The 22,700-nt window shown below is 36.5% G+C and carries 21 protein-coding genes and 1 pseudogene; 6 read left to right on the plus strand and 16 right to left on the minus strand.

Going from position 1 to position 22,700, the window contains the following annotated elements; translation table 11 throughout:
• Positions 1-28: 28 nt before the first annotated feature.
• Positions 29-1,066 (plus strand): GDP-mannose 4,6-dehydratase, encoded by a 1,038-nt coding sequence (gene gmd, locus CINF_RS07215; RefSeq protein WP_179975042.1) that lies wholly within the window; start codon positions 29-31, stop codon positions 1,064-1,066.
• Between the two features lie 72 nt (positions 1,067-1,138).
• On the plus strand, positions 1,139-1,741 hold the full coding sequence (locus tag CINF_RS07220; RefSeq protein WP_179975043.1) for a UPF0323 family lipoprotein: 603 nt from the start codon (positions 1,139-1,141) through the stop codon (positions 1,739-1,741).
• 188 nt (positions 1,742-1,929) lie between these two features.
• Here the strand turns inward: CINF_RS07220 and CINF_RS07225 are convergent, their stop codons facing one another.
• The 7 genes from CINF_RS07225 to moaC form a co-directional block, all read right to left on the minus strand.
• Positions 1,930-4,524, minus strand: a complete 2,595-nt coding sequence (locus CINF_RS07225) for an efflux RND transporter permease subunit (RefSeq protein WP_179975044.1) — start codon at positions 4,522-4,524, stop codon at positions 1,930-1,932.
• Positions 4,521-5,135: a Tgt2/MlaC family protein gene (locus tag CINF_RS07230; RefSeq protein ID WP_178697387.1), complete on the minus strand. Its 615-nt coding sequence runs from the start codon at positions 5,133-5,135 to the stop codon at positions 4,521-4,523. The genes CINF_RS07225 and CINF_RS07230 overlap by 4 nt, the downstream gene beginning before the upstream one ends.
• A gap of 282 nt (positions 5,136-5,417) precedes the next feature.
• A complete protein-coding gene (locus tag CINF_RS07235; RefSeq protein WP_179975045.1) occupies positions 5,418-6,539 on the minus strand; it encodes an ABC transporter substrate-binding protein in 1,122 nt (373 codons plus the stop codon).
• A 21-nt stretch (positions 6,540-6,560) separates the two neighbouring features.
• Entirely contained in the window at positions 6,561-7,112 is a 552-nt protein-coding gene (locus CINF_RS07240) for a c-type cytochrome (protein ID WP_179975046.1), read from the minus strand.
• A gap of 147 nt (positions 7,113-7,259) precedes the next feature.
• Positions 7,260-8,567, minus strand: a complete 1,308-nt coding sequence (locus CINF_RS07245) for a major outer membrane protein (RefSeq protein WP_179975047.1) — start codon at positions 8,565-8,567, stop codon at positions 7,260-7,262.
• A gap of 331 nt (positions 8,568-8,898) precedes the next feature.
• Positions 8,899-9,153: an HP0495 family protein gene (locus CINF_RS07250; RefSeq protein ID WP_179975048.1), complete on the minus strand. Its 255-nt coding sequence runs from the start codon at positions 9,151-9,153 to the stop codon at positions 8,899-8,901.
• The gene (gene moaC / locus CINF_RS07255) at positions 9,150-9,647 is read right to left on the minus strand and encodes a cyclic pyranopterin monophosphate synthase MoaC (RefSeq protein ID WP_179975049.1); all 498 of its coding nucleotides are present in this window, start codon (positions 9,645-9,647) and stop codon (positions 9,150-9,152) included. Before moaC ends, CINF_RS07250 begins: the two co-directional genes overlap by 4 nt.
• A gap of 92 nt (positions 9,648-9,739) precedes the next feature.
• Here moaC and dnaG point away from each other — a divergent pair, with 92 nt between their 5' ends.
• Positions 9,740-11,443, plus strand: a complete 1,704-nt coding sequence (gene dnaG, locus CINF_RS07260; RefSeq protein WP_179975050.1) for a DNA primase — start codon at positions 9,740-9,742, stop codon at positions 11,441-11,443.
• Positions 11,444-11,743: 300 nt separating this feature from the next.
• On the opposite strand, the gene CINF_RS07265 is transcribed toward dnaG, so the two are convergent.
• The 4 genes from CINF_RS07265 to CINF_RS07280 form a co-directional block, all read right to left on the minus strand.
• Complete coding sequence (locus tag CINF_RS07265) at positions 11,744-12,124, minus strand: type II toxin-antitoxin system HicB family antitoxin (RefSeq protein WP_178697398.1); 381 nt, start codon at positions 12,122-12,124, stop codon at positions 11,744-11,746.
• A 10-nt stretch (positions 12,125-12,134) separates the two neighbouring features.
• Positions 12,135-12,353, minus strand: a complete 219-nt coding sequence (locus CINF_RS07270; protein ID WP_179975051.1) for a type II toxin-antitoxin system HicA family toxin — start codon at positions 12,351-12,353, stop codon at positions 12,135-12,137.
• A 180-nt stretch (positions 12,354-12,533) separates the two neighbouring features.
• On the minus strand, positions 12,534-13,112 hold the full coding sequence (locus CINF_RS07275; protein WP_179975052.1) for an aminotransferase class IV: 579 nt from the start codon (positions 13,110-13,112) through the stop codon (positions 12,534-12,536).
• Entirely contained in the window at positions 13,078-13,983 is a 906-nt protein-coding gene (locus tag CINF_RS07280) for an aminodeoxychorismate synthase component I (RefSeq protein ID WP_240156112.1), read from the minus strand. Before CINF_RS07280 ends, CINF_RS07275 begins: the two co-directional genes overlap by 35 nt.
• A gap of 347 nt (positions 13,984-14,330) precedes the next feature.
• Between CINF_RS07280 and CINF_RS09025 the strand changes: the two genes are divergently transcribed.
• Positions 14,331-14,807 (plus strand): type II secretion system protein, encoded by a 477-nt coding sequence (locus CINF_RS09025; protein ID WP_240156113.1) that lies wholly within the window; start codon positions 14,331-14,333, stop codon positions 14,805-14,807.
• Positions 14,808-15,624: 817 nt separating this feature from the next.
• Here the strand turns inward: CINF_RS09025 and CINF_RS07290 are convergent.
• The 5 genes and pseudogenes from CINF_RS07290 to CINF_RS07310 all read right to left on the minus strand — a co-directional run bounded on the left by CINF_RS07290 (position 15,625) and on the right by CINF_RS07310 (position 20,404).
• On the minus strand, positions 15,625-16,623 hold the full coding sequence (locus tag CINF_RS07290) for an iron-sulfur cluster assembly scaffold protein (protein WP_179975054.1): 999 nt from the start codon (positions 16,621-16,623) through the stop codon (positions 15,625-15,627).
• A gap of 9 nt (positions 16,624-16,632) precedes the next feature.
• Positions 16,633-17,070, minus strand: a complete 438-nt coding sequence (locus tag CINF_RS07295) for a copper resistance protein CopD (RefSeq protein ID WP_179975055.1) — start codon at positions 17,068-17,070, stop codon at positions 16,633-16,635.
• 20 nt (positions 17,071-17,090) lie between these two features.
• Positions 17,091-18,284 (minus strand): NifS family cysteine desulfurase, encoded by a 1,194-nt coding sequence (locus CINF_RS07300; protein ID WP_178696211.1) that lies wholly within the window; start codon positions 18,282-18,284, stop codon positions 17,091-17,093.
• Positions 18,285-18,613: 329 nt separating this feature from the next.
• A pseudogene (locus CINF_RS07305) lies at positions 18,614-19,354 on the minus strand (pseudouridine synthase); the annotation flags it as partial.
• A gap of 96 nt (positions 19,355-19,450) precedes the next feature.
• On the minus strand, positions 19,451-20,404 hold the full coding sequence (locus CINF_RS07310) for a KpsF/GutQ family sugar-phosphate isomerase (RefSeq protein ID WP_179975057.1): 954 nt from the start codon (positions 20,402-20,404) through the stop codon (positions 19,451-19,453).
• 165 nt (positions 20,405-20,569) lie between these two features.
• Between CINF_RS07310 and motA the strand changes: the two genes are divergently transcribed.
• Entirely contained in the window at positions 20,570-21,340 is a 771-nt protein-coding gene (gene motA, locus CINF_RS07315; RefSeq protein WP_178696217.1) for a flagellar motor stator protein MotA, read from the plus strand.
• A 26-nt stretch (positions 21,341-21,366) separates the two neighbouring features.
• Positions 21,367-22,098, plus strand: coding sequence for a flagellar motor protein MotB (motB, locus tag CINF_RS07320; protein WP_179975058.1), 732 nt, complete (start codon positions 21,367-21,369; stop codon positions 22,096-22,098).
• The last annotated feature ends 602 nt before the right edge of the window (positions 22,099-22,700 follow it).

A 22,700-nucleotide genomic window follows, 5' to 3' on the forward strand; every position in this document is an offset into this window, starting at 1 on the left:
CGCGCTTTAATTTTATTTGGAGGCAAAGATGAGCAAAATCGCTTTGGTTACAGGTGCCACAGGTCAAGATGGTGCGTATTTATCGCGGTATTTAGTGGATTTAGGATATAAGGTTTATGGTGGATATCGCCGCGCTGCTAGCACGAATTTATGGCGTTTAAATGAATTAGATCTAACAAATAATGAAAATTTTAATTTAATTGAGCTTGATATTACAGATCCGGTTAGTTGTATAAATGCCATAAAAGCGGCAAAACCAAATGAGCTTTATAATCTAGCCGCCCAAAGCTTTGTGGGCGCAAGCTTTAAAGAGCCACTTCACACAAGCTATGCTAGCGGAATTGCTGTATTAAACTTGCTTGAAGCCATAAGATTAAGCGATAAATCCATTCGTTTTTATCAAGCAGGCACTAGCGAAATGTTTGGCAAGGTTCAAGCCATACCACAAAATGAAAGCACGCCTTTTTATCCGCGCTCACCTTATGGCGTGGCTAAGCTTTATGGACATTTTATGAGTATAAATTATAGAGAAAGTTATGATATTTTCGCAGCTTGTGGGATTTTATTTAACCACGAAAGCCCGCTAAGAGGCTTAGAGTTTGTAACTCGTAAAATCACAAACACAGCTGCTAAAATCGCCCTAAATCAAGCACAATGCTTAGAACTTGGCAATTTAGACGCCAAAAGAGATTGGGGCTTTGCAAAAGATTATGTAGAGGGCATGCACGCAATGTTACAAGCCAAAAATGCCGATACTTTCGTGCTTGCAAGCGGAGTTACTACCACGGTGCGCGATTTTGTAAAGATGAGTTTTGAAGCCTTGGATATTGATTTGGAATTTAGTGGCGATGGAGTAAATGAAATAGCAAAGGATAAAAAAACGGGCAAAACGCTAGTTAAGGTAAATCCAGAGTTCTTTCGTCCAGCCGAGGTGGATTTATTAATAGGCGATCCATCAAAAGCAAAAGCGCAATTAAATTGGAGCGCAAAAACTAATTTAAATCAATTATGCCAAATGATGATAGAAGCGGATTTAAAGAGAATTGAAAGCGGGTTTAAATTTTAAAATTTGTAGCTTAAAATTTTGGCGAAATTTTAAAATTTTAATCTAAGCCAAAAATAAGCTAAAAGGACAAAAATGAAACATATTAAAAATTTTTCTAGCTTAGCTAGCAAGGCCGCAATAGCTGGCATTTTAGCCTCAGGACTTGTAGGGTGTGGCGATTCAACACAAGGCTCGCAAAGTAGCGGGCAAATAGTAAAGCAAAACGCCACAGTTTTCATAGAAAAAACGCAAAACGGCTACAAAATCGCCGATGAGTTTCCAAGCAATGAAACGCGCGTATTTTTACGCGAAAAAGATGAAAATGGCGTAATGAATGAAAGATTGCTAACCCAGACTGAAATGGACGCGTTAATGCGCGAAGAAAACGCCAAAATAGAAGCCGGCACAAGCGCACTTACAAATGGAGCGCAACTAAGTAGCGGTGGTATGAGCTTAGGCGAAGCGATTTTAGCAAGCGCAGCCGGAGCGATAATTGGCTCATGGATAGGCTCAAAACTCTTTAATTCACCAGGCTACAACGCCGCAAAGCAAGGCGCGTATTCAAATCCAAGCGCTTACTCTCGCAGCCAAAATAGCTTTAAAAATAACGCCGCAAAAGCCACAAATACCGGCAAAAGCGGATTTTTTGGTGGCAATAATAAAGCCACAGGCGCCACACCAAGTGCTGGCGGTTGATAATCTAATAATAATTTTAGCCTAGCAAGTAAGCTTTTATCCTAGCAAAATGCTTGAAATTTCGCCTTAATCATATTTCCTGCGTTTTGCTTGTATATTTTCAAACCAAGTCGAAATTTTAAAATGTTAATTTAAAAAAAGCATTGATTTTAAAATTTTAATTTTAAAAAACCAAAATTTTAAAATTTTTAAAATTTTAATTTAAAAAAAGAAACCAACATTGCTGGCATTAAAAGCAAGGCTGATGCAAGCATTAAAAACATAACCAAATCAGTTAAAAAGCCAAAATAAATCGTAGGCCAAAAATTACTACTCATCATCACGCCAAAACCCAAAAACACCGTAAAGCTCGTATAATACATAGCATAGCCGATGCTTGCGTGAGAGTTTATGATGGCGTTATGGCAAAGATTAGTGCTTAAAGCGCGCCTTCTTAGGCGCACCAGCTCGATTTTATAGCGGTGAATATAATGAATAATATCATCAACGCCGATACCTAGGCTAATTGCAGCAATTGTAATGCTCATAATATCCAAACTTATCCCAGCAAGCCCCATCAGACCAAAAACCCCGCAAAGTGGCACGATATTTGAAATAATAGCTATTAGCGATAATTTAAAAGATCTAAAAAGCACTAAAAAGGTAAGAAATAAGGCTATAACCACAAAAATTAGCGTATCAGTTTGTGAGCTTACAAGCGAGCCTAGCATATTATTGTATAAACGCATTACCCCGCTTACTTGCACGCTTACGCCGTCATTTGCTAGCAATTTATTAAGATCAGCTTCTAATGAGCGCAAAAACTCATCTCTTTTTAGCTTTTCATCACTATCGATGGTGCGAATGCTAAAATGGGCTTCATTATTTTCTATATTTACATATGGCGTTAATAAAAGCGCGCGCTGCTCGTCATTTAAGCCATTATACAAAAGTGCTAATGCCAAAGAATCCAAACTCCGCCCGCCATTTAAATCCTTGCCAAGCTCTAAGAGCGTATTAAGCGAGCTTACAGAGCCTACAAACTCACGCTTTTTTAAAAACTCATCTACTTTTTTAATAACAGCCATTTTGTGCGCGCTAAACCAGTATTTTGGATCGTTGGTGTTTTGGCTAAACTCATTTTCAAAACTAGCCAATTCATCATCATCGCTTGTTGATGGCTTGGCGTTATCTTTAAAATTTATAACAATATCAAGTGGCACGGTGCCACCAAGCTCTGTGTCAATTATTTTCATACCGCGATAAATATCGGTATTTTGCTTAAAATAGCCAATAAAGCTATTTTCTACCTCAAGGCGCAAAATTCCAAGCACCCCAAAACAAAAAACAATCAAAGAAAGCAAATAAATATATTTTCGCCCAATGCTTGAAATAACGATATTAGCACAATATTTCGTAAGACTAAAATGCCTCTCAAAACTCATTTTTGGCGCTTTTTTATTAAGCAAGCACATAATCGCACCAAAAAGCAAAAAAGCCAGCACCAAAGATATACAAATTGCCACACTCATCATAACCCCAAGCATAGCCACAGGGCGAATATCAGCAAGCATTAGCGAAATAAAGCCAATAACCGTGGTAAAAACCGCAAAAAAGCAAGGCTTAAAGCGTGAAATCAGCGTAAGATAAACTAGCTGAGCTTGATTTAACCAAGTTTTATTTATAGCAAATTCTCTATAAGCATTTATAAGATGAATCACCACAGATAGCGTAATAATAATAGCTAGCGCGGTGTAGTTTGAGCTAATTACAGTAATTTCAAAACCAAGCAAGCCAAAAAGCCCACTAGCCGTTAAAAGACTAAGCGCGCAAATAAAAATCGGCAAAATCACAAAACGCATTTGCTTATAAAAAAGCCACAAACAAGCCATCGCAAGCAAGGCAGCCGCAAACGAATACACCACTAAATCAGCCTTGACAAAACCAATCATATCATCAGCTATCATATTCATACCGCCTAGGAATAGCTGTGGAATAAGCGTGTTTTGCTTAGATGGAGCATTTAAAATTTCATTTGCTTTAAAATTTGAGCTTGAAGTGGAGTTTTGCTCGCTATTAAAGCTTATGCCGTTATATTTGGCTATTATGGCGCGAATTGCTTTTAGGCTTTCATGTTCGCTAAGCCTTAGGGCATCTCTGTATTCTTTAAACTCACGCTCTAAGGCTTTGAGCTTGATTTTTTCATCATCGCTGGCTTTGCCATCTTTTATTTTTTGCTTTAAAAGGTCGCGCTCTTTTATGTAGGCTTCGTATTTGTCGTTTGGTTCTAAATATATAATTATGCTAGTGGTTTTAAAATCCAAACTCACTAAATTTGCGCGATATAAGGGCGAGTTTAAAAACTCAGCCCTAGCGCGCGCTAAATCAATACCATCATCTTGTAAGTTTGGGATATGCTCTAAAAGCTGGCTTATATTTAATGGTTTATTTTGAAGCAATGGCGCATTTAGCAAACTTAGCACGCTTTTTACGCCCTTTATTTGCTCTAAATCCTTGCTAATTTGGCTAAGAAATTTTAAACTTGGCTGGCTCAATAAATCCATATTTGGAGTATAAGCCAAAACTAAAAAATTTGGCATCTCATAACGCTTGCTTACTTCTTTAAAAATTAGCAAGTCTTTATCGTTTTCAAGTAGTAAGGTTTGCGTTGATGCGTCTATTTCAAGCTTTGAGATATTAATGCTAAGCAAAGCACAAAAAATCAAGCAAAAAACAAGCACACTTTTAGGATAAGCTACTATGCCCCTAGCGATGTTTTTTAGGCTTTTATTTAAAATTTTCATTTATTGTTTGTGGGTTTTGGCTCTTTTTTGTCTAGCTCGTTCATGGCATTTAAACGCGATAAAATAGTATTAAAATCAGCCCTTAGCCCTAAATCCTCAAATTGCGCTTTATATGTTTGGATTAAACTAACGCCTAAAATATCCACATCATACACCAAATAATCATTTTGGCCATTTCGATGAAATTTAAAGCTTAATTTATAAGCCTCGCCATTTTGATTTGTGATTTGCGTGTGTAGAAAATAACGCTTTTCATTTGGGCGTTCATCGCCTGTGATGGTGATTTTTTCATCAGTGTAAAAAGATAATTTTTCACTTAGTGAAAATTTTAATCTTTCTTTAAATTTTTCTTGAAATTGCGCCTTTTGCGCATTATCTAGGCTTTTATAAATCTTGCCAAGCGCAAGCGCGCTCATTAGTTTATAATCAAAATATACATCAAAAAGCTTAAAAAGTTCATTTGATTTTTGCTCTATGCTCGCATTGCGCGCTAGTATTTCAAGTGCGGTGTTTAAATCCTTGCTAAGTTGGGGCTTAATCTGCTCTAATTCTAGCGCACACACTCGCACAGCCATCATCACAGCCAGCACACACAAAAATATTTTTTTCATTTTTTGCCTTTATTTTTTTTGAGATCTTGAATATTAAAATTTCAAAAACTTGGCATTATAAAATAACTTGTTTAAACTACACTAAATTTTAATATTTTTTGTTTTGCTAATTTATTTTTAAAATGAAAATTTTATTTTATCATTCATTTTTTATCTAAAAAGCATTAAAAAATTGAATTTTAAAATTTCAAAAAAATAGCCCAAGTCTAGTAAGCCAGCTAAATTAAGAGCGAAATTTTATAACTTTTAAAAAATAACGCTCAAAATTTAGCCAAATTTTAATTAAGGATTTACAGTATCTTTATAAGTAACCTTGCCGTTTTTGATTTCTTTTATAACGACTGAGCGCACGGCATTGCCCTTTTTATCGATATTTATATAGCCTGAAACGCCCTCAAATTTTTGTGTGTTTTTGATTTTTTGATTTATACAAATAGGATCGCTTGGATTATCACAGCGATTCATCGCATCAAGTAATAACAAATACGAATCCGCTCCAAGCGCTGTAAAACCTGGTATATCAGCACCTTTTTTGCTTTTTGAATACTCAGCAATAAAATCCTTGCTTACTTGCGTTGGAGGATTGGCACTATCAAAAACATCAGTATAAAGATAGCCATTGCTTGCGTCCCCAGCTAGTTGTAAAAAAGTATCATTTGATACTCCATCACCTGAGCCAAATACCGCTTTTACGCCTATTTGGCGGGCTTGGCGCACTAGCAAGCTAGCTTCTGGGTGATAAACCGGCACATAAACAATAGCCGGATTTAAACTAGCTATTTGAGAGACTATCGCCTTAAAATCTTTATCGCCACTGCTTATTTTTAGCTCATTAAGCACCTTGCCACCTGATTTTTCAAACTCTTTTTTAAACGCTCTTGCAAGCCCCAAAGAATACGAAGTGCTTTGATCTGTTACAATCACGGCACTTTTTAATTCATTTTTAATAGCAAATTTTGCAAAAGTTGTGCCTTGAAATGAATCCATAAAGGTTACGCGCGCGCCAAATTTTGCGCGATCTAGCAATTTATCAGCCGTGGCTGCTGGGGCTACTACTGGCACTCTTTTTTCTTCTGCTATTTGTAAGACTTGTTGGGTATTTGCTGTAACCATCGCACCTATTAGCGCGCTTACTTTATCTTCTGTAATTAGCCTTGTAGCGGCATTTGCCGTTTCTACTTTATCGCCTTTATTGTCGATTAAAACAAGCTTTATTGTATCGCCATTTTTTAGGGTTGGAGATATTTTATTGGCTATTTCGATGCCAGCCCATGCGGTTTGGCCGTATGCTGCCACAGCACCAGTAATTGGCATAATCACGCCTATTTTAATCTCAGCGGCATTTGCGCTAGCTAGAATAGCTGCCATACTAAAAGCAGAGATTACCTTATGAAAACTTTTCATTTTTTACCTTTCTTTTGGGATTTATTCTATATAAACGCCTTGTTTTGTTGGTTTTGTAGATATTGGCGCGTTGCCTTTGTTTGTGAATATTAGCGCATTTTCGCCTTTTAAATAAGCCACTATATCGCCCAAATCTCTATGGCTTACGCGCATTGCTGCTGGGCGCATTAGCTGTTTATTTTTGCCGCCATAAGATGCATCATCGGCGTAATTACCGACAATATCAACTATTTGTTTAGCACTTAATTTGCTTAATTTGCGCGATGAGCCAAAAGGCTTTTTTTCGCCTTTATTGCCGTGGCAATGCGCGCATTGTCTTTTATAAAGCTCTTGGCCGCGAGCAAGATTAAAATTTTGATTAGGATTTATGCCTATGTTTATTAAGCGTTTATCTACTTCGTCAGGCTGTGCTTTATAGATATTTACGCTTATATTATTGTCTTTTGAGTGCTTTTTTACTAGCTCTTGTAGCTCTTTGCCAAACTCGCCATCGGCATCTAAAATGTAAGAGTTCGTATCATTAGCCATCAAATAACTAAAAGCAAAAAACAGCGCAAATATAAGCCCTTTCATACCTAAGCCCTTTTAAAGTAAAAAATTTTAAGATTATACTAAAAGAATTTTTAAGAGAGTATAAAAATATGCTTATTTTAAACAAAAAAAGGGTCAAAGCTAAAAAGCCTTGACCCAAAAGCTTAACTTAACTTTGCATTAAGCAAATTAGAAGTTATAGCGAGCTTCAAAACGGAAGTGATGAGATTTATCTTTTACATTATCTTTTTTATTTTCAACCCAGCTATAATAGCTTGTGAAGTCTAGTTTTTCATTGTATTTATAGCCAAGGCGACCTACGATTTCTTTGTTTTTATCTTTTGATTGTGCGCCTTCGTATTTTACATCACCTTGAACATAATCAGCACCAACTGAATATTGATCCATTGTGTATTTAGCTGTTACAAACCAATATTTGTTTTCACCATTATATAAGGTGTAATCTAGCAAATCTTCACCAGCTACGATGAAACCGCCATTATCTTCAAATGATGAAAGACCATATCTATCATCTTTACCAAATTTTAAATAACCTGCATCAAAATCAAAGCCAGAAGCGCTTAAACCTGCTGTTAGACCCCAGAACATTGTTTTATCAGCTTTTGCGCCTTTAACTCCTGCAAATACATCATCTTTAAAGCCACCTTTAAGTGCTGTATAAGCAAGATTAGCTTTACCATGAACATTAAAATCATCGCTTATATCATAGTTAAGACCTAGATCTAATGCATATAAGAAAGTTACATTTTCTAAGTAAGCGCCCCAAAGTTGAACATTTACCATATCAAAATCACCAAGAGCTGCTACGCCATATAGATTTTGTTGGTAAGTATAACCGCCGGTACCACCTTTTTTAAGACCTACTATTTGGCCTAAACCGCTTGAACCGATATCGCCATCATCTTCTAAATCGTCCATTGCCAAAGCTGCAAAAGTCATACCATCTACACCACTATATACAGCTTTAATACCTGTACCTAGCATATCATCTGTAAAATATGTACCAAGTGGTTGGCGACCAGCTAGTAGAGTAAGAGCATCTACTTGATAGCCTACATAGTATTGGCGAACTGAGAATGACTCACCATTTGAGCCACCCCAACCATGAGAGCCAGAATTAACGCCTTGGCGGAAACCATTAACATTTGAACCTACATTTACATTTCTGTGATCACCAGAAATGTCGCGTGCATCATAGCGAACGCCTACAACGCTAAAGAAGTTATCATCTAGTGCAGCTTTGAAATTTGCATCTAATGTAAATCTATGGAAAGCATCACTATTTTTTGTTTTTGTTTCTTGATTAGTAGTTGCATTTTTTGTTGTATTTTCTGTGTTTGTGCTGTCATAGCGATAGCGACCAAAACCACTTACATCTACATCTTTAATAGCTTCTTCAAGTGGAGTAGCACTTGCCACGCTTGAAAGAGCACCTAAAGCCACAACAGCGGCCAAACTCATCTTAAATAGTTTCATTTTCTTCTCCTTTTAGAAAATTGTAGAGCGCATTGTAAAGGCTTTAAACTTAAATTTGACTGAATTTTATGAAATTTGTTACCGAGTATTTACCGAACTTATACCAAAAAGTAAATTTTAATATCTTTATTTAATGAAAAATAGGCCAAATTTTAAAAGTAGTTTTGCGGTATAGAGTAAAAAGCAAATTTTAAAATTTCCTAGCGGGTATTGGCTGGTATAGCGCTCATCCACTAGGTTATAGGGGAGAAGAAAACTGATGCGAAATTATAAATTCACTCAGTAAATACTTGGTAATTTTTCCGCTTGAATTAAAATTTTAATTAAAATTTCAAAGCACAAAAGCGCATTTGCTTTTTAATATCTCAAAAATTTCAAGTCTATGGGCTTGATTATTTACTAATAACATTATATTAAAACACTTGTATTTGGCATTTTGCTTAGATAATTTTAATTTATATTGGTGCGGGCTTAAAAGCTCATTAAAAAAGGCCTTTTCATCACAATCCACACTAACAAAAGCCTTATACTCCCACATACACGGATAATGTATCTTAGGCTCTCCAAAACACGAAATATCTTTCATTTGCTAGCCTTTATTTGCTCTAAATCATTATAAATATCGCCACTTTTTCCGCCATTTTTTTGCTCTAAGAAAATATCGCTAATTAGCATAGCTTTATCTACTGCTTTTAGCATATCATAAATATTTAAAAGCCCCACGCTTACAGCATGCAAGGCCTCCATCTCAACTCCCGTTTTACCCTGGCTTTTTACAACAACCTTTAATTTAAATCCTGGCAATTGGTTTAAAGGTGTGATATCAACATCTACGCTAGTTATTAAAATTTGGTGCGCCATCGCTATGCTTTTGCTTGTATTTTTTGCCGCCATAATCGCGCTAATTACGGCTGTTTGCATAATCGCGCCCTTTTTGCCCTCCCCGCTTAATCCTAGCTCATAAGCTTTTTGGCTCATTTTTATAACCCCGCTTGCAATTGCTGTGCGCTGAGTTATTTCTTTTAGCCCTACATCAACCATTTTAGGTAAGTTTTTTTCGTTTATATGCGTTAATTCCATACTTTGCGCCCCTTTTTGTGATTAGCTTCTAAGCAAAATTATAGCAAAGTTTTCGTATGATTTAGGCTTTAAAATTTTAAAGAAAGCTTGCCGTGATAAAAAGAAGTTCTATTGACAATCTAGCCGCCAGCATAGATATAAGCGATTTAATATCAAGCTATGTGCCACTTAAAAAAAATGGCGTCCATAGTTATGTTGGGCTTTGCCCATTTCACGATGACCGCTCGCCGTCTATGCATGTAAGTAGCGATAAAGGGCTTTATCATTGCTTTGCTTGCGGAGCTGGCGGTAATATTTTTAAGTTTATAATGGAGATTGAAAATATAGACTTTGCCAGCGCAGTTGAAAAAATCGCCGATATGTATAATATCAGCTTAGAATACAGCAAAAACGACAATACAAAAGATTACAAAAGCGCAGCAAATGTGCTAAATGAACTAAATGCTAGCTACAAACTAGCTCTTTTTAGCCAAGATGGAGCGCGCGCGTTAAAATACCTAAAAGAGCGCGGGATAAATGATGCGATGATTGAGCGTTTTGAGCTAGGTTGGGCTGGGAGCAGTGCTAAAAGCATAGCTTGCTTACAAAATGCAAATATCGCGCCCTCGCTTGCTCTAAAAGCTGGCGCAATTAAACAAAACCAAAAAGGTTATTATGCTAGCTTTATCGAGCGCATCAGTTTTCCTATTTATAATCATATTGGCACGCTAGTAGGTTTTGGCGGGCGCACGATTAGCGGACATCTGGCCAAATATGTAAATAGCCCACAAAGTGAAATTTTTGACAAATCACGCATTTTATACGGCTACGATAAAGCCAAAAATGAAATTTTCAAACGCAAAGAAATGATTATTTGCGAGGGTTATATGGATTGTATTATGTTGCATTTGGCTGGCTTTACTAACGCAGTGGCCGTGCTTGGCACCGCATTAACGCCTAAACATTTACCGCTAATTAAAAAAGAAAATATTAAAGTAATTTTAAGTTTTGATAGCGACACGGCTGGCGAAAATGCCGCTTTTAAAAGCGCTGGGCTTTTAGCCTTAAATGGCATAGATGGGCGCGCAGTGCTAATAAATGGCGGCAAAGATCCAGCCGAGCTAGTAGCTAGCGGCAAAGCTAATGAATTAAAAACGCTTTATAGTGGCGGGGTTGAATTAGTGGAGTTTTATATAAGAAAAACTATAAAAAATATGCCACTAAATAGCCCAAATGAAAAATTATTAGCATTAGAGGCTGTTAGGGCATTTACGCGTAATTTACGCCCTGAAATAATCGGCTTTTATGAGCCATTGGTTAGCAGCTTGCTTGGCATTGATATTACTAAATTAAACCTAGCTCAAAATAATAATCAAGCATTTAAAAACCAGCGCGCAAATTTCACCCCAAACACTCAAATTTTAACCCAAAATCCTTATAAAAACGCGCATTTGCCCCAAAGCACAAAAGACACCCTAAAACTTAGCATTTTAAAAAATATGCTCTTAGATGAAAATCTTTTAAATTACGCTAAAACCAAGCTAATTGCGGCGATGTTTGGCCAAGAAAGCGAGCATTTTAACGCAGTGATAAATAACCCAAACGATGAAAATAACGAGCTAATTCGCGCTTTAAAAATGGATGAAAGTTTAGAGCAATACGATTTTAGCGATTTTAAGCGCGCTATAAATCGCTTATTAATGTTGTATTTTGAGCGCAAAATCGCTGAAATTTTAGCCAGCACAGACGCCAACAAAAGCCAAAAAATCAAAGATCTTCGCAAAGCCATCGCAATCATCAAAAACGAAGGCATATAAATTTTAAAATTTAGCCCAAATAATTTAGCCCTTTTTAATCATCTATTTAATAAAAATTAAATTTATTATTAGAGAAATTTTGATTTTATTTAAATTATCAACCCAAGCGACATTTTTTTGTAAAGCTAATATCTAATTTGTTATTTTTACGATTAATTCATACTGTTTGGTATTATCATAAATTAAAATTTCATCACATAATGGCATAACTTTTAAAAAATTTTGTGCGCTTTTATAAACCTTTTATCTATCATAAGAGGCTTTATTATTAGTGCTTTAAGTGCCACGCACAGCACTTTATCACGCTTTCATAACATTATTTAAATAACTATCCATTCCCTTAAAAATCAAAGCCGAGCGTGAAATGCCAAGCTCTTTTGCATGGCGGTCTATTCTATCTATTACGCTTTGTTTTAGCGTTATGGCAATACTTTTTGTTTTATCGGTTTTTGCCTTTGGCTCGGGGATTTTTTTGCCACTTTCAATCAGCCCGGTTAGAGCCGATTTAAACGCTAGTTTTAAATCTTTTAAAGCTTCTACTTCGCTCTTGCCATCACCCCAAAATAAAGCCGTGCCTTTAAATTCAGGCATCATAGCACAGTAGCCACCACCGTCATTTTCAGGGATTTTTTCTATCTCTATTTTATAGGGCAAATTTAAATAATACTCTAAATCTTTCATCTTTCTTCCTTTATTTTATAGCTTTTAAGACCATTTTTACATAGTATATTTTCATAGGTTTATGCTTTGGCAGTGTTATTTGGCAGTCGTATTTTGCATAATTGTAATGTGAGCCGTTTATACCTTGCAAAATAAAACCATTTTTAAGTAAAATCTTTTCTAAAATCTCAAATCTTACATTTGTTGGGTTATTTTCTATCTCTTTTAGTAACTTTTCGTATTTACTCATAACAATTATGCCTTAATTTATGTTGATATAATATGATAATATCGCTTAATAATTTATAATATATTGTAATGTAAAAATAAAAATTTTCTATATTTTTTTTAATTAAACACTCAGCATTTTAACAAAGCCTTCATATTTATTTATAAATTTTATCAAAGACCTTTAAAGCAAAAGCAAATTTTAATAAATTTTAAACTCCCCAAGCTCGACAAAACCCATCATTGCGTTCATTATGCCAAGTTTTTTGGCCCTTAAAAGCATTGTTACATTTATATCTTCTTGGCTTAAAAATCCACTTTCAAGCAATCTTGCCCGCGTTGTGCCGTTTAAAAGCGGAGTTTTGGGCGTTAGCCATTTTTTGCCATCAAAAATAGCTAGATTTGCGATACTAGTATCAGTTATGAGAGAGTTTTTAAGCATTATAATCTCGCTAAATCCGTTTTTAGCGCGCTCAATCTGGCTTCTATTTAAATATTTTTTAGAATAATCAAAATTTATCTCTACTAATTTAAACTCGTAAAACTTGCGCATTTCATAAGGAAAATACTCCACGCCCACAAACTCGCCATCTTCGCTATAAATCACCTTTGCTCTAAAAATCCCTTTTTGCTTACAATTTAAAATTTGCCCAAAATCAAAACCAAGCGCGCCCTTTGTAAAACTCTTAGCCCTTAAAATATGAAAATCCAAGTTTTGCGCGATACCATCGCAAATTTTAATTGTTTCAAAAAGGAAAATAGATTTTTTGTATGAGTTCATTATATTCACTTTTTACATCGCTCATCAGCGTTATGCCTCCACCGCTATAAAAATACAATCCATCAGCCCTTTGCTTGATAAATCTAATCAAAACATAGCTTTTACAAACCTTGCCATCAAAATGTATAAAAACGCCTGTATAAAAGCCACGCTCACATTTTTCGCATTCTTTTATTATGCGCATTGTTTCGATTTTTGGCGTGCCTGTTATGCTCCCAGCTGGCAAAAGCGCGCTAAAAATTTCGCCCAAGCTAAGATTTTGCCTTAATTTCCCGCTAATTTGCGAGCTAGTTTGGTATAAATTTCCCACTTTTTGAATATACCTAAACCGCTCCACCCAAACCCGCTCGCAAACCCGCCCCAAATCATTTCGCATCAAATCAACCATCATCGCTGATTCGCTAAATTCTTTTTGGTTGTTTAAAAGTTTAGCCTTAGCATTTGCTACGCTCGCATCTATCGTGCCTTTCATAGGATAAGTATGGATAAATCCATCTTTTATCACCACAAAAGGCTCAGGCGTAAAGCACACAAAATCATCTTTTTTGTAAATAACCGCAGCGCCTTTTGCGTGAGAATAAATTTCATCAAGGTTTAAATTAGTTTTAATCTTACTAGCAAAGCAAAGATTTAAAAGATAGCTGTGGCCGTTTTTTTGGTATTGTCTAACCTTATCAAAGCGCGCCTTATAATCTTTAAATTCAAGCGGATATTTTTGTATAAAATGCTCGATATTTTTAGAATTTTTTGCATTTAGCTTAAATTTTATACCATAATCACTTGCTTTATTTATGGGGATTATAATATCATCATTTGGGCTATCATAGCTAAGCAAGGCTATAAACGGCTCATTTAAAAACGAATAATTCATCATTTGGCTTTAATCTTAAATAAAAGCGCATTCTACTACAAAAATCAAAACCTTACTTAAAATTTCAAAGTAAATTTTAAAAATTATTAAAATTTAGAAAATTTTAATCCCAAAAGCTATTAAAATTTATAAAACATTTACCAAATTTTAAAGAAATTTATTAAAAATTTTTTAAAAAATTGAAATTTTTTTTTAAAAAACTTTATGTAATTTAAGCTTAGTTTAACCCCCCCCCCTATAATTCTTGCGCTTGCTTGAAGCAGGCACTAAGCAGACGGTGGCTTACTCCAAAAAATCTCAATCATTGTGGCTGCCGTTTGTTTAGAAAATCAACAAAAGGAGTTCTTATGAAAAAAGGCTTTACTATGATTGAGCTAATTTTCGTTATCGTAATTTTAGGTGTTTTGGCGTCAGTGGCGATTCCAAGACTAGCAGCTACCAGAGATGATGCAGAGGTGGCAAAGGCGGCGACAAATCTTACTACGGCAGTGAGTGATATTACGGCTTATTATACGGCGAAGGGTAATTTTAACGGTGTTACAAGCGATTTTACCAAGATTACAAACGCACTAACTAAAGATGGCAAGCTTAAAGTAAAAGGCACTGTAGAATGTGTTAGCGTAACATTACCTGGGAACACTACTGGCAATCAACAATCAAGTAAAGTGCAATTGAAACTAACTTTTACAAAAGACGATGCCGTATGCAAACAGCTTACAAAATTGCCGGGTATATTAGCAATGTGCGGACAAAGCGATAAGACTGAACTTAGCAACACCACATGCGACATCCAAGTCGGTGGCTCGGGTGGCATACAATTCTAATCTAATTTAATTAAAATTTTAAATATTTATTTGAATTAAATTTCACCCCGTTAAATTTCAAAATTTAACGGGGTTTTTATTTTTATTCTTTAAATTTTAAATCTCAAAAATCTTTTTCAAAATCCGCGCAAAATTTAAAATAAAAAAAGCAAAACACACACAAAAAAACGCATTGTGAGTAAGCGGGTTTAGCGCATAGGCGCAAAACAGGCGCACGAATGGGTGCAAACAAAAAACGCGTGCCGTATGCCTGAGAGTGTAACGGGCGGGCGAACGCAAATAAAAAAGCACGCTATAAAGCATTAAATAAAAAAACGCAAAATCATAAATTTAAAATCTAAAATAAACACGAAATTTCAACATTTAAAAAATCCGTGCTGAATTTAAAATAGTAAAAAAATAATAAGAAATTTTTAAAAGAACCGCACAAAAAAATAATCAAAATTTTAAAATTTTAAAAATCCGTACAGAATTTAAAATAGTCAAAAAATAATTAAAATCTTAAAATACTAAAAGCAAATTTTAAAAAACAAGATTTGAAATATGCGTGTAAAAATATTAAAAAATTTTAATATTTTAAAATCCGTACATAATTTAAAATAGTAAAAAATAAAAATAAATTTTAAAATTTTAAATCGATATTAGAATTTGAAATATTAAAAAATAATCAAAATTTTAAAATTTTAAAACCCGTGCAGAATTTAAAATAGTAAAAATATTTAAAAATATTAAAAATTTGCGTAGATTTTAAACTAAATAAATTTTAAATAAAAGCAAAATCTACGCTAAGAATTTTAAGCAAAATTAGCAAAATCCATCACACTGGCATTACGCGGATATTTGGGCTTAGGGTTTCGTTTAGCACGCTTTCGATGGCATAAAGCGTGCCACCAGAGCTATGCGCGCAACCCCCACAAGCACCCATATAGCGTATATAAACATCGATTTTGCCATCATTTGATTTTTGTATATCCAAAATCTCTAAATCCCCGCCATCAAAATTTAACATAGGGCGGATTTGCTCGTCAATCACGGCCTCAATGGCTTTTAATTGCTTTACCATCGTAAGCTCATCAAAGCTTAAATCATCGCCAAAATCCGCGCCGCTAATTTTTGCATCGGCTATTTTGCCAAGATGTTCGGCCTCCATTTGCGCTCTGGTTTCAGCCAAAATATCCACCAAATAATACTCTCTTTTTTCATGCCCACCGGGCTTAATACAGGATTTACAAAATGCGCCAGCTTTTGTGTATTCGGTTATTTGCTCAACCGTGGTTAAATTATTTATTCTAATCACATCTTTAATCGTCCCAAGGCTTACCCTAGCGCATTCACAAACGATTATTTGATCCTCAAAATGCTCAGGATCCACGCCTAAATACTGGCTTGCTGCGCGTTTAATCACATCATAAGCCATCACCGAACAATGCATTTTTTGTGGTGGCACAGCTGGCGTGTCTGGCTCATCACGCATAGCGCGCTCTACATCTAAGTTTGTGATTTTTACGGCATCTTCTACCTTTTTGCCACGGCAAAGCTCAGCCATATAATCACTACTTGCGATCGCAGTGCCGCAGCCAAAACTTTTAAATTTCGCATCTTTAATAATATCGCTATTTGGATCAACCGCCCAGTATAAACGCACCGCGTCCCCGCAAGACTCCGCGCCAAAATCCGCCACGATTAATTTACAACCCATCGCCTCTGCTTGCTCACTGGTTATTTCGCCCATATTTTTGGGATTATTCATAGAATCTTGAACCTTTTTAGAATACTCAGCCCATATATTTTTGTTTATTAAATTGCCTTTTGCCATTTTTTCTCCTTAAATATAAAAAGCAAGTTTTGCTAAGATTATGATTATTGCGCCTAAGATTAGCACTATTTGGTGTAAGTATTTAGCATAAAAAATTTCTTTTTTCTTAATTTTCCACACAGCAATCGAAGTAAAAGCAAGCACAAAAATCAAAAGCCCCAAAAACATTTTAATGCTAAGAAGCGTGCTAAGAGAATTAGCAAAAAATGTAGCATCTTTAAAGCTTATGTAATTAGTAATCATACCAAAGCCCGTAATTACCAACAAAAGCAAGGCCACAGGCATAATTTTGCGCCCGCGTGGCATTACCACAGACCAGGTTTTATCGGCCCATTCATCGCCAAGGTGCTTTCTTACAAGATTTAAAAGCACCACATCGCAAAAAATATAGCCTAAAAATATAATCGCGCAAGTTAAATGAATGATAAGTAAAATTGGATAAAGCATTTTTTGTCCTTTTTAAAATTTTAAAGTCCGCTTTCATGGCCATTTGGCGCATACGCAAACGAACTAGAAATCGCCCTTAATCTATCCACGGCGGCCTTTATTTTTTCTATGGCGTAATCAATTTCTGCTTCTGTATTAAAACGCGATAAAGAAAGCCTTAGGGCAGTGTGAGCCAGCTCTGAATCCGCGCCTATTGCTTGCATTATTGGATTGCTCTCTAAGCTTTCACTAGCACAGGCTGAGCCAGTGCTAGCTGCAATGCCTGCTTGATTTAAATCCCAAAGCATAGCCTCGCCTTCAACCCCGCGAATTGACGCTAAAATCGTATTTGGCACGCGTTTGGCCCTATCGCCAACCACATAAACATCACTAATTGTTAAAAGCGCGTCTTCAAGTTTATTTCTTAATCTTTCCACATGCGTTTTTTCAACGCTTAAAAATTTCACAGCATTTTCCATCGCCTTACCCATACCAACGATACCAGCGACATTTAGCGTGCCTGAGCGTCTCCCGCCCATTTGCTCGCCTCCATGAAGTAATGGCGTAAGACTTGCTCCATCTTTAATGAAAAGCCCGCCAACGCCCTTTGGGCCGTGAAATTTATGCGCGCTAAAACTTAAAAAATCCACCCCGCTAACTTGCACATTTACAGGGATTTTGCCTATGGATTGAACCGCATCAGTGTGAAAAAGCGCGCCGTATTCGTGGGCTATTTCGCAAAGCTCATTTATAGGGAAAATCACGCCTGTTTCGTTGTTTGCGCTCATTATGCTAACAAGGGCTACATCATCGCCCATTAAATCTTTTAAACTTTTTGGGTTCAAGCTCGCATCGCTATTTACATTTAAAATACTTACCTCAACCCCAAGGCTTTGTAAAAAACTAGCCGTAGCAAAAACGGCAGGATGTTCTACACCAGAAATTATTATTCTGTTTTTTTCTTTATTTAAAATTTTATCAAAATATATGCCTTTTAGCACCCAGTTATTGCTCTCAGTAGCACAGCTAGTTATTACTATATCGTCATTATCTCTTGCGTTTATGCCAGCGTAGAGCTGATCGATGGCAGTTTTTAATGCGCCGTGAGTTTGTGAGCCAAAAAAATGCAAGGAATTTGGATTGCCGTATTGATCTTGTAAAAATGGCAACATTAGCTCCAATGCTTCTGGATCCAACATAGTGGTTGCGTTGTTATCTAAATACACTCTATTCATTGTTTGCCTTATTTAAGATAATTTTGGTCGAAATATTATCTCAAAATCGATAAATTTATAATAAATATTTTTTAACTAAAAATTTTAAAATTCATTTTTTAGGGTTTTGGTAGCGAATGCGTTGCGTTTTATTTGGGTTTGCTTGAATGTTTTTTAAAATTTGTAGCTTTTTTAGAAAAAGCCGGATTTGATTTAGAATTTATAGAATTTTCATTTTTTGCTGAGCGTGAAATTTTTTGCGCGTTTTTTGGCTCGTTGGATTTAGGATTTTTAGGTAAATTTTCTTTTTCATTTAAAGCTTTTATGCTTTTTTTAGGCTCTAAATTAGCCAAAAAATCGCGCAATCTATCATACTCGCCAGCCCCAAAATACCGCCATTTGCCCTCTTTTAGCGTATCAAGGCTAACCGCTCCAAAAGCCACTCTTTTTAAATCCATAACCTCTAAATCAAAATGCCCAAAAAAGCGCCTTAATTCTCTATTTTTGCCTTCATTGATAATCACGCGCAGACGCGTATATCCGCCACTTTGGCTAACTATGCCAAAAGCAACAAAAGGCGCAAAATCCATAGATTTTATGCGCGTTTTTGCGTGCGCGCCTTTTGTGGCATCTTTTAGGCTTAGCCCCGTTCTCATGGCCTCTTTTACTTCATCGCTTACGCTACCTTTTACCTTTAAATAATATTCTCTTTCTAAATCGCTCCCACTTAATGCTGTGGCGATTTTTGGCGCATCAGTTAGTAGCAAAAGCCCACTACTTGCATAATCCAAACGCCCAACAGGAATAAAATGCTTAAAGCCATTTGGCAAGCTATCATAAATCAGCCTGCGCCCGCGCGCATCGCTTTTGCTTACTAACTCGCCCTTTGGCTTATGATACACAATCACGCTATAATCATTTTTTACACGCACCGCGCGCGAATTGATACTTACTTTATCATTTTTGCGCACATCATAGCCTAAGTTTTCTAGCACGCGCCCATTTACACGCACTTTGCCAGCTTTTATTAATTCATCGGCCTCGCGCCTAGAATGGCCGGTATTGTGTGAAATGTATTGATTTATCCGCATTTTTTGCCCTGTAAATTAAAATTTTAAAATTTATAAATCGCCCAAGCTAGAAATTTTAAAATTTATAAATCGCCAAACTCTAAATTTTAAAATTTATCAAAGCCCAAGCGTGGTTAAATCGTGGATATGCACCACTCCCGCTACTTTTTTAGCCTTTGTGATGATTAAAATTTGTATTTTATACTGCTCTATCATTTTAAGCGCGTCATAAGCTAAAATTTCATCATCATCTAGCGTTTTTGGCTTGGTATTTGCATACTTTAAAGCCTTAGCGTCTAAGCTAAAATCCGCACTTTGCATGGCTCTGCGCAAATCCCCATCACTTAGCACAGCTTTTAGCGCGCCAGTATCATCAACTAATAAAGCCGTGCCTAATTTACCCTCGCTTATCGCATTTATGGTCTCGCGCAAGCTCGCATCTTGGCTAACTAAGGGCAAATTTTTTACTCGCATAATGTCGCTTAATTTTAAATACAGCCTTTTACCAAGCGTGCCACCAGGATGAAAAGACGCAAAATCATTTGATGTAAAATTTCGCATTTTCATCAAGCACACACACAGCGCATCGCCAAGAGCTAGGCTTAAAGTAGTAGAAACAGTAGGCGCAGCACCTAGCGGGCAAGCTTCTTTTAATATATCAAGGCTGATATTTACATCGCTTAGAGTCGCTAGGGTGCTAGATGATTTTGCCATAGAAATTATTTTAATTCCACGGCGCCTAATGTGTGGCATAATGGCTAAAAGCTCGCTGCTTTGGCCACTAAAACTAATAGCAAGCACGCTATCATTTTGGCTTATCATACCAAGATCGCCATGCATTGCTTCTGTGGGATGTAAAAAAAAGCTTGGCGTGCCTGTGCTTGCTAGGGTTGCGGCGATTTTTGCGCCTATATGGCCGCTTTTGCCTACGCCTGTTACTATTAGCTTGCCCTTTGTGTGAAAAATCTCTTCGCAAGCCTTGACAAAACTCGCATTTAGCATATTTTCGTGGCGTTTTAATTCGCTTGCTTCAAGAGCTAGCACATCTTTTGCGGTTTGCAAAATATCCATGTTTTGCCTTATTAAAATTTGGCCGCGATTATAGCCAAAATGCTTATAACTTCGCTTAAATGCTTAATTTTCTGCCAAATTTTATGTTTAGGTATAGCTTTTGCTTAGTTTCATCAAAATTTTGGCATAATTGCAAGATTTTATCACAAACAATAAGGCAAAACTATGGATTTAGCTACTATTCTTGGTATGGTGCTTTCTATTACTAGTATTTCAGTAGGCGATATTTTAGAAGGCGGTAACCCAATTCATGTTATTCATTTAAGCTCGTTTTTGATAGTTATCCCAACAGCTATGATGGCCTCAATGACAGCTACAAACAAACGCTATGTAGGCCCAGCATTTAAAGAGCTTGGCATAGTTTTTAAAGGTGCTGGCGTGGATTTAAATAAACGCATCGAAGAGCTAGTGAGCTATTCTACAATAGCTAGAAAAGATGGCATTTTGGCCTTAGAGCAAAAAGCCCAAGGCGTAGAAAATGAATTTTTAAAATCAGGCCTAAGTATGCTAGTAGATGGTCAGCCAATCGATGAAGTGCGCGAAAATTTAGAATTAGAGCTTGAAACCACAGAAAATTATTACCACGAGTGCGCGCATTTTTGGTTGCGAACTGGCGAGAGCTGCCCTACATTTGGGCTAGTTGGAGCGGTTATGGGCTTGATGCTAGCATTACAACTGCTTGATAATCCACAAGCTATGGCAGCTGGTATTGCGGGCGCATTTACAGCGACAGTTACTGGGATTATGGGCGCGTATGCGTTTTTTGGGCCTTGGGGCAATAAACTAATGAATAACGCAAAAGATTTAATTAAAGAGCGCGAGCTGATAATTGAAGCTCTTGTGGGCATAGCTGAGGGCGCAAACCCGCGAAATTTAGAGGCAAAATTATTTAATTTTCTTGAAAAATCACAGCCTCGCACTTCTCAGTTTAAATAAACAATAAAATAAATTAAAGGCGTAAAATGGCTAAAAAGAAAAAAGCTCCAGAATGTCCTGCTGGTGAAAAATGGGCTGTGCCTTATGCTGACTTTCTTTCTTTGCTTTTGGCGCTTTTTATCGCGCTTTGGGCTATTTCAAATGTAGATCAAGCAAAGGCAAATGCGATGACTACGGCGATGATTAAAATTTTTGAATTCCCAGATAGTAGTAGTGCTACCAAAAAGCAAGAAGGCGGCCGCCAAGGCAGATTAGAAAACGCAAACACCGCCACAGCACTAAATCAGCAAAATCAAGATGGCCAAACCATCAAAATCAATCGCCGCAATGAACGCTACAATATCGCCCTAGATCAAGCAGAAAATCAAATCGCGCTTGATTTACCAACCGAAATAAGATTTGATAATGCTAGCGCAAGCATTGATCGCGATGATATAAAATTATTTTTACGCACGGTTTCTATGATAGCTGCAAAACTGCCTAATTCTGTTTCGGTTGAAATTCGCGGCTTTGCTGATGACCATTTAGATGATATTGAAAATTACCAGCTTTCAGCCAAGCGCGGATTTAATGTGCTAAATCAACTAATCGCAAATGGAGTAGAGCCAAAACGCTTGCAATTTTTAGCCATGGGGCAAAATTACCGCGGCTGGCGAAGCGGCAAGGATTTAAAAATTGCCAAAATTTTCTTTAAAGTCGATATACGCGACCAACGCGCCCAAAAAAGCGTGCTAGATCTTATTAGCACCATAAAATAATGTTTTAATGCTGTGAAATAATATTTTAATGCTGTGAAATGATGTTTTATGCTGTGAAATAATGCTCTATGCTATGAAATAATGTTTGGCGCCCGCGCGCCCGCAGCGCCGTTATTTAAAAGCAATCCGCGCCCGCAAATTCTCAGCCACGCCCACCATACTCTTAGCCAAAATAAAATTTTAAAATTTTAATTTTATTACAACCCCCACAAACTAACCCAAATTTTAACCCACGCGCCACGCAAATTTTTATCCGCCAAAACACCAAAATTTTAAAATTTAATTTAATCCACGCGCCAAAAATCCAAACTCGCCACGCCTTTATAAAACCCACCCGCCAAGCATTATTTAAAAGCAACCCGCGCCCGCCTAGCTCTCAACCGCGCAACCGCCCCGCGCCCGCCACGCCAAATGCGCTAGCACTCTATCCTTGCAAAATTTTTTACACAACGCCCAAATCATCTTAAAATTTTTGCCTTTGAGTTGTGTTTGAGCGTGAATTTTGAGCAAATTTAAACGAATTTAGGTTTAACTTCGCAAAACTGCAAAAACTTAAAACTGCAAAAACCAAATTTGGTTTTTGCAGTTTGTGTTTTGGTTTT

The organism is Candidatus Campylobacter infans (assembly GCF_013416015.1).
Classification (GTDB): domain Bacteria; phylum Campylobacterota; class Campylobacteria; order Campylobacterales; family Campylobacteraceae; genus Campylobacter; species Campylobacter infans.